This window comes from Clostridium sp. (genome assembly GCF_016650095.1).
Taxonomy (GTDB): domain Bacteria; phylum Bacillota; class Clostridia; order Clostridiales; family Clostridiaceae; genus Clostridium_AD.
Genome location: NZ_JAENWL010000173.1, coordinates 1 through 7372, shown reverse-complemented (window position 1 = coordinate 7372; position 7372 = coordinate 1). Strand labels below are relative to the sequence as shown.

Annotated in this window: 6 protein-coding genes; all 6 read right to left on the bottom strand. The window is 30.7% G+C overall.

Translation table 11 applies throughout. From position 1 onward, the window contains the following. Window positions 1–56 precede the first annotated feature (56 nt). The 6 genes from JJE11_RS11085 to JJE11_RS11060 all read right to left on the bottom strand — a co-directional run bounded on the left by JJE11_RS11085 (window position 57) and on the right by JJE11_RS11060 (window position 6773). On the bottom strand, window positions 57–1106 hold the full coding sequence (locus JJE11_RS11085) for a C40 family peptidase (protein ID WP_291635555.1): 1050 nt from the start codon (window positions 1104–1106) through the stop codon (window positions 57–59). A 325-nt stretch (window positions 1107–1431) separates the two neighbouring features. After that, entirely contained in the window at window positions 1432–2160 is a 729-nt protein-coding gene (locus JJE11_RS11080) for an ABC transporter ATP-binding protein (protein ID WP_291635553.1), read from the bottom strand. Window positions 2161–2165: 5 nt separating this feature from the next. Continuing rightward, window positions 2166–2960, bottom strand: coding sequence for an energy-coupling factor transporter transmembrane protein EcfT (locus tag JJE11_RS11075; RefSeq protein WP_291635551.1), 795 nt, complete (start codon window positions 2958–2960; stop codon window positions 2166–2168). A gap of 224 nt (window positions 2961–3184) precedes the next feature. Next, complete coding sequence (gene rbr, locus JJE11_RS11070) at window positions 3185–3769, bottom strand: rubrerythrin (RefSeq protein ID WP_291635548.1); 585 nt, start codon at window positions 3767–3769, stop codon at window positions 3185–3187. Between the two features lie 167 nt (window positions 3770–3936). Continuing rightward, window positions 3937–5121 (bottom strand): MalY/PatB family protein, encoded by a 1185-nt coding sequence (locus JJE11_RS11065; RefSeq protein WP_291635546.1) that lies wholly within the window; start codon window positions 5119–5121, stop codon window positions 3937–3939. A gap of 116 nt (window positions 5122–5237) precedes the next feature. Then, a complete protein-coding gene (locus tag JJE11_RS11060) occupies window positions 5238–6773 on the bottom strand; it encodes a sodium:alanine symporter family protein (RefSeq protein ID WP_291635544.1) in 1536 nt (511 codons plus the stop codon). Window positions 6774–7372 lie beyond the last annotated feature (599 nt).

Below are 7372 nucleotides of genomic sequence, written 5' to 3'. Positions count from 1 at the left end.
GGCTACAATATACAATATATTATAGCCACTTTTCAGAAAATTTCGTAATTATAATTTTATTTAAACCTTCTTGCAGTAAGGTAATCCCTTCTTGTCAATGCGGATATTTTAACCACATCTCCAGTACTAGGCGCGTGAATATATGAATTGTTGCCCACATACATTCCTACATGATGTGGATTAGATGAGGATCCAAAGAAAATTAAATCTCCAGGTTGCAAATTTCCTTTAGCTACATATGACCCTTCATTTACCTGTGTAGTAGTAGTTCTACCCATTGAAACTCCAAAATGAGCATATACATATTTCACAAAACCAGAACAATCAAAACTACTTGGACCATTACCACCCCAAGCATATTTCGTTCCTAAAAAATTACTTGCATAAGCAATTATTGAATTAGAGCTAAGTGCTGATGCTCCTCTAGATGGAGTATACTTAGATGCATTATTACTTATTTGTTTTATTTGCTTATTAGCTGCATTTACATAAGCTTGTCCAGCACTTGCATATAATTGGGGTTGACTTTTAGCTTCAGTAATTAATATTTCTTGTGCTTGTTTCTTATCTTTAAGACTGTCCATTTTATCTTCATTAGCTGTTGTCAAAAGTACTAGGTTAGTTTTTTCAGTTTCAAGCTTAGCCCTTTGATTTTCGATTTCATCTTTTTTATCGGTTAATTCTCCAATAATCTTATTATCATATTCAACAATTTTTTTAATGTTTTCAACTCTTGAAATAAAGTCTACTATTCCCTCAGAATCTAATAAAACTTCTAAATAGCTATCCACACCATTCATATACATGATTCGCATTCTCTTATTAAATAAGTCTTCTTCATCTTTAATACTTTCTTCTGCACCTTGTATGTCTTTTGTTGATTGTTGTATTTTTTTCTCAGTTTCACCCATTTTAACTTTTGCTTTATCTAGTTCTGCATAAATTTTTTCTATATTTGAATCCAATTTTTCTATAGAAATTTGCACATTCTCAAGCTCATTATTTTGGCTTCTAAAATTATCTGATAATGGATCTGCAAAAACCGGCATGCTTATTGTAGTAGCTAGTCCAATTGTTACTATCAATGATATTATTCTTTTACGCAACCCAATCCCCCCCAAGTAAAATACATATTTTTCTATGTACTATAAACTTTCTTAAATCAACATTTTTATTGTACCACCATTTTACAGTAAAAAATATATAAAATAGGAAATTAAATAGATTTTTTTTGTATTTTTTGATTTTAATATTGTTTTTATAATAATATTAAATTTGAAATTAAAAAAAATACCAAATAGATTGAATAGAATCAATCTAATTTGGTAGAATATATCAAAAATTTATAAAAATAAAAATAGTTTAATTAAACTGACTTCAAAGTAATAAGGCCCTAAATTTAGGACCTCATTTTTTATTTACTAAAGTAAATTAAATTATATTGTTATTAAACAAAAACTCTCTATCTTCCATTATTTCCTTGTAGTCACCATCTCTTATAATTGTATGATCTTTTGAGAATACAATAGCTCTCTTAAATACTCCTTCTACATACTCAAAATCATGAGTTGAACACAAAACTGTTTTTCCCGCCTTATTTAGTTTCATCATTAATTCTTTTAAAAACCTTTTTGACTCAGGGTCAAGTCCATTCATAGGTTCATCAAAAACAAGTACCTCCGGGTTCATGACAAGTACGCTGGCTATGGCTATTTTTCTTTTTTCTCCTCCACTTAGATGGTATGGTTGTCTATGTTTTAAGTCTTCAACCTTTAATAACTTTAAAATATCTTCAACCCTTTTCTGAACCTCTTCCTCTGGCATGTTCATTTGTCTAAGTCCAAAAGCTATTTCTTCATATACATTTGAGCAAAAAAGTTGTACTTCTGAATTTTGAAATACAAATCCGATTTTTTTATGAAAGCTCTTTAAAAACAGATCATTCTGGAACTTTTTTAAGGTTATCTCGTTACCCTCAAAACTGTAACTTCCACTGCTAGGATTAACTAGTCCATTAATTAATTTCATAATTGTAGATTTTCCACTTCCATTTGGACCTATAAATGCCACAGATTCCCCTTCGTTAATTTCTAAACTAACATTTTTAAGTGCAAGCACACCGCTTTCATATGAATAATAAATATTTTTCATTTGTATCAATTAAATCACACCCTAACAAAATAAAAATAAGAAACTATAAAACCTATATTAATTATAATACATAACATATCATTTAGTCTAAATTTGTACTTGCTGTATAATTTATATTCTCCAGCGAACCCTCTACACTCCATTGCTCCATACATTTCCTCAGCCATTTCTTTTGACTTTATAAACATAGTACCTATAATTCCTGATAATGATGTACTTTTGTTTTTATTTTTCCCCACAGACCGTAATTTAAGAGCATATAGCATGTTTAAAGAAAATTCTCCAAAAATAACAATGTACTTTATAGTAATATCCAAAACTAAGATAAAAATATCTGGTACAAAAAATAGTTTCAATGTCTTAGTTATATCATTCCATTGAGTAAGACAAGATGTAATATTAACAGCTGTTACTGTTGTTAAGGTTTTAACTACAATTAGTATACTATTATTTCTATTTCCCATAAAAAAAGATGGCAGAAGAATAATAACAGTAAAAATTGTAACCATTACTGCCAATTTAACTATGTGTTTTATTTCTTCTGCTTTAAGTAGACTAATAATAAGTAGAAAATACACGTCTATTATTATAATGAAATAAAAGCTTCTTGAAAGTGCTACAAGTATTATTAATAAAACCGTGGATGTAAATTTAGTTATGGTATTTATTCCAAATCTATTAGATTTATGCTTTGCGTTATATTTAAATTTTGTTAACATCTTTAAAATAGATAGAATGCTCTTATTAATAAAAGTATTCTTTTCAGTTGACGGAACATAATCATCTTTTTTCAAAAGCCATTCTGGCATTTCAAACTACCTCTCTTTCCGGTTTTTTTAGACAAATAAAAACATTTGTTATTAATTACGCCTAATTATACTCTATCATCCTAATTGAATATACTACATATTTTACACTGATTATCTTTATATTACAACTACGAAACATCACTTAACGCTTATAGACTAAGGGTCTTTAAATAACAAATAACAAGTTGCAACTTGCAACTTGTTATTTGAGTGGTAACAAATTTTTAATAATTTTCAGCTAATATTTCAAAATATGCTTGCGGATGTGCACATGCGGGGCATAATTCTGGAGCACTTTTGCCCTCATAAATATAACCACAATTGGTGCATTTCCACATAACCTCTGTATCTTTATTGAATACTAAATTATTTTCTATATTACTTAATAGCTTTCTGTATCTTGCTTCATGATGCTTTTCAACTTCAGAAATCTTTCTATAAATAAAAGCTATATCCGCAAATCCTTCTTCCTCAGCTACTTTTGCAAATGCTGGATAAAGTTCTGACCACTCTTCGTTTTCTCCATTTGCTGCCCATAGTAGATTTGCTTTGGTATCTGATAAGCCTACAGGGTATGTAGCATTAATTTCTATCACTTCTCCATTTAAACTTGCACTTAAAAATTTAAAGAATCTTTCTGCATGCTCTTTTTCATTACCTGCAGTTTCTGTGAATATGTTAGATATTTGTACATATCCCTCTTTTTTTGCTATAGACGCATAATAGGTGTATCTATTTCTTGCTTGTGATTCACCTGCGAATGATTTCATAAGATTTTCAGCTGTTTTAGTTCCCTTTAACATTTTCATAAAATGCCTCCTCGTTTTTTCTCCCTAGAGAAAAGAATTATATTTATTAAAGTATTCTCTAAATATGATAATTTCCCTCTTATAAATTTAATTATTAATAGTAAAATCGAATAAATTCTTTTGAGGGAACAATCCGAATAGTCCACCAGTATGAATAAATAATATATTTATAAACAATCGATATTCTTTATTATGTTGTCTACAGCCTTTTCAACAAACCTGGGATCCGTAGCCATATTGAGTCTAACAAAGCCTTTACAGTCTTCGCTAAACCATTCACCAAGATCAACTGCAAGTCCGCATTTATCTTGTATAAAGGTTCTTGTGTCATTAGTGTCTATATATCCTCGTAGATCTAACCAAGCAAGATAAGTTCCTTCGAGTGGAGTAATAATTATTTTCGGTGCTTTTTCATTCAGTCTATTTTTAACATAGTTGTAATTATGCCTTATCACATCCAGCAGAGAATCTAACCATTCTTTACCATGATTATAAGCGGCTTCTGCTGCAGTTAACCCTATAATATTTACTTCTGTCTGGTTAACAGTTTTTACATAAGCATCGTATTTTGACCTTATTTCTTCATTAGATATTATTATATTAGAAGTTAATAATCCTGCAAGATTGAAAGTTTTTGAAGGTGCTGTAATTGTTATTAGGTTATCTGCATATCTCCCACCACTCACAATAGCCGATGGAATTTGTTTGTTTTCTCCAATTATAATATCCTGATGAATCTCATCTGAGACAACAAGCACATTGTGTCTATTACATATAGACAGAACTTTATCCAATTCTTCTTCTGTCCAAACTCTACCAGCCGGATTATGAGGAGAACATTGAATAAATAATTTAACATCATTTTCAATAATGCTATTCTCAAAACCCTGAAAATCAATTGTATATGCTCCATTTATATTAATTAATTCTGATGTAATCAATTTTCTTCCATTATCTTTTACTGCATTATGGAAAGGGTAATACACTGGGGTAATAATAATTACTGAGTCGCCTAGTTCTGTAAAAGCATTAACAAACCAGTATAAGGCAGTAACAACTCCCGTTGAAAACCGCATCCATTCTTTATTAACCTCATAATTATGTTCATTCTTTTCCCACTTAATAAAGGAATCATAGTAGGAGTCAGGCACATAAGAATATCCAAATATTCCATGCTCAATTCTTTTCTGCATTGCGGAAATAACAACTTCTGGGGTTTTAAATTCCATATCCGCAACCCACATAGAAATTAGATTCTTATCTCCATATCGTTTATCTAGTGCATCCCATTTCAAGGAATTTGTACCTATCCGGTCTACTGAATATTTTTTGCAAAATTCTTTGATATCCATAATGTAACCTCCTTTTCCTTAAAAATATTTTATTGTGCCAAATTTCTTATAATTTAATTGATAAAAAACAAGAATACCAAAACGGTATTCTTATTTTTCTAGGTTTTCCAAAAATCTTATTTCCAGACTTCACTATCAACACCGATAGACTTTGAAACAAACTTAGCTTCGCTTGCTTCTGTTTCATAGTAATTCTTTAATGCTTTGATTACAAGTCCAGACCCAATTAATAAAATTGGAACATTTACATAAACAACAACAATATTTACAAAATCAGATATATACCATAAGTTTCCTAGTTCTAATCCTGCAAGAACTGTTAGTGCTCCAAATGGAACAAAGAAAAATGCACCAAGCATACGTATTCCCGTTATAAATTTCTTACTTCTGGATATTAAATTACCAGAGACTTCTGCGAACAATATTAACCCTACTAAAGTTGTAAATGCAAATAATCCATAGCATAGTGAAACAATGACCGTAGCCGCTCCATCTAATGCAGTACCAGGAACTAAATATTGTATTGAGGATAAATAAACTGTAAGTTTAGACGCTTTAATAGTCTCCCAAGCAACCCCAGCAGTACCTGTCCAAACGTGAGCCATAACAATAAGAAAACCAGTCATGCTACATATTACCATAGTGTCAAGAAAAACTCCTATAGATTGTACAAAACCTTGTTCTACAGGGTGTCTATTTTCAGCTACTGCTGCTGCAATTGTAATTGTGCCTTGACCAGCCTCATTAGACATAAGCCCGCGCTTAATTCCCTGTGCTAAAGCAACACCAAAGGCCCCACCAAATAATGCATTAGGCTTAAATGCTCCACCAAACACTTCTTTAAAGAAGTAAGGAATTTTATCTAAGTTAGCTATTATTATTAATAAAACTATAATTGTATAAATAACTGCCATAATAGGCACCAGTACATCTGTAACAGCCGCAACTCTTCTAATTCCACCAAGCACAGTAAATGCAACGGAAACTACTAAGAATATTGCGATACAATAATAAACAGTTGATTGACGCCCGAATGTTGTACCAGCGATGGTGTCAGCTATTGAGCCGAAACTTGTAAACAAATGAAATGTTTGCCCAGGGATAGAAAACAGTGCATACATCATAAAAACTAAAGACAGTATAACCCCTACAAAGCGTTTATCACCCAAAATCTTTTGCCCATAAAAAGGAAGTCCACCTACGTATTCATTTCCCTTTTTCTCTTTGAATATTTGTGCAAGTACTGCTTCAGCAAAAGCAGTAGACATTCCAAAGAAAGCTGAAACCCACATCCAGAATAGAGCTCCTGGTCCACCAATAGATATTGCTCCAGTAACACCCATAATATTGCCTGGCCCTACGCGCATAGCAGAACTTAGTAAAAATGAAGCTAGTGGAGTAATTCCCGTTTCTGTTGCCCTACTCCTAACTAGAATTTTAAGTCCCTTTTTAAACCCTGTAATTTGAACAAATCTAGTCCTAATAGTAAAATAAACTCCTGCTCCCATAAGTATTATAATGGCAAATGTGAAATTTCCCAAAATAGGGATATTAGCATACCATTTAATATTAGTTGGGAATTCCCATAGAAAATCTGCAATCGGAACTATAAATTCAAAAAATCTGTTTATGGCTTCGAAAAATACACTCATTATTTACCCCCTATAATGTAATTGCTTGACATGGAATAATTATAATCGCCCGTGCTCATTACTGCCAATATATCTCCCCTTTCTATAGTTTTAGGCACCATGAAATCTCATATTAAAGTCTTACCTAACTCGCAATATTCCCTAGCTATTGTTACCATACTTATTCTATGTCTAAAAGATATTATCCTTGTGGTTATTGTATATTTTATATAATTAATGCCAGTTATATTCCAATTTTTCTCGGAATCATAGAGCGTAAATTGCCTATTACCAATGTTTATAGTGCTATATACTTTGATTTTCCTATTATTTTCAATTTTAAATACGTTAAAAATATTCTTTCCAATTTGTTTAAAATCTTTTGCATTATAGATCAATTCAATTATACATCAATATTAAAAAAATAAATCTATGAAATATAAAATTTGATACATCTTAAGTTTTATATTCTACTATGGAATAAAAAAAATCACCTCGCTTTCATGTTAAATACAAGGCAATTTTATAATTTTATAACTGAATATAATTTTAGAAAGCAGGAATTATAGCACCTTTATATTTATCCTCAATAAATTTTTTAACTTCTGGAGAATTTAATG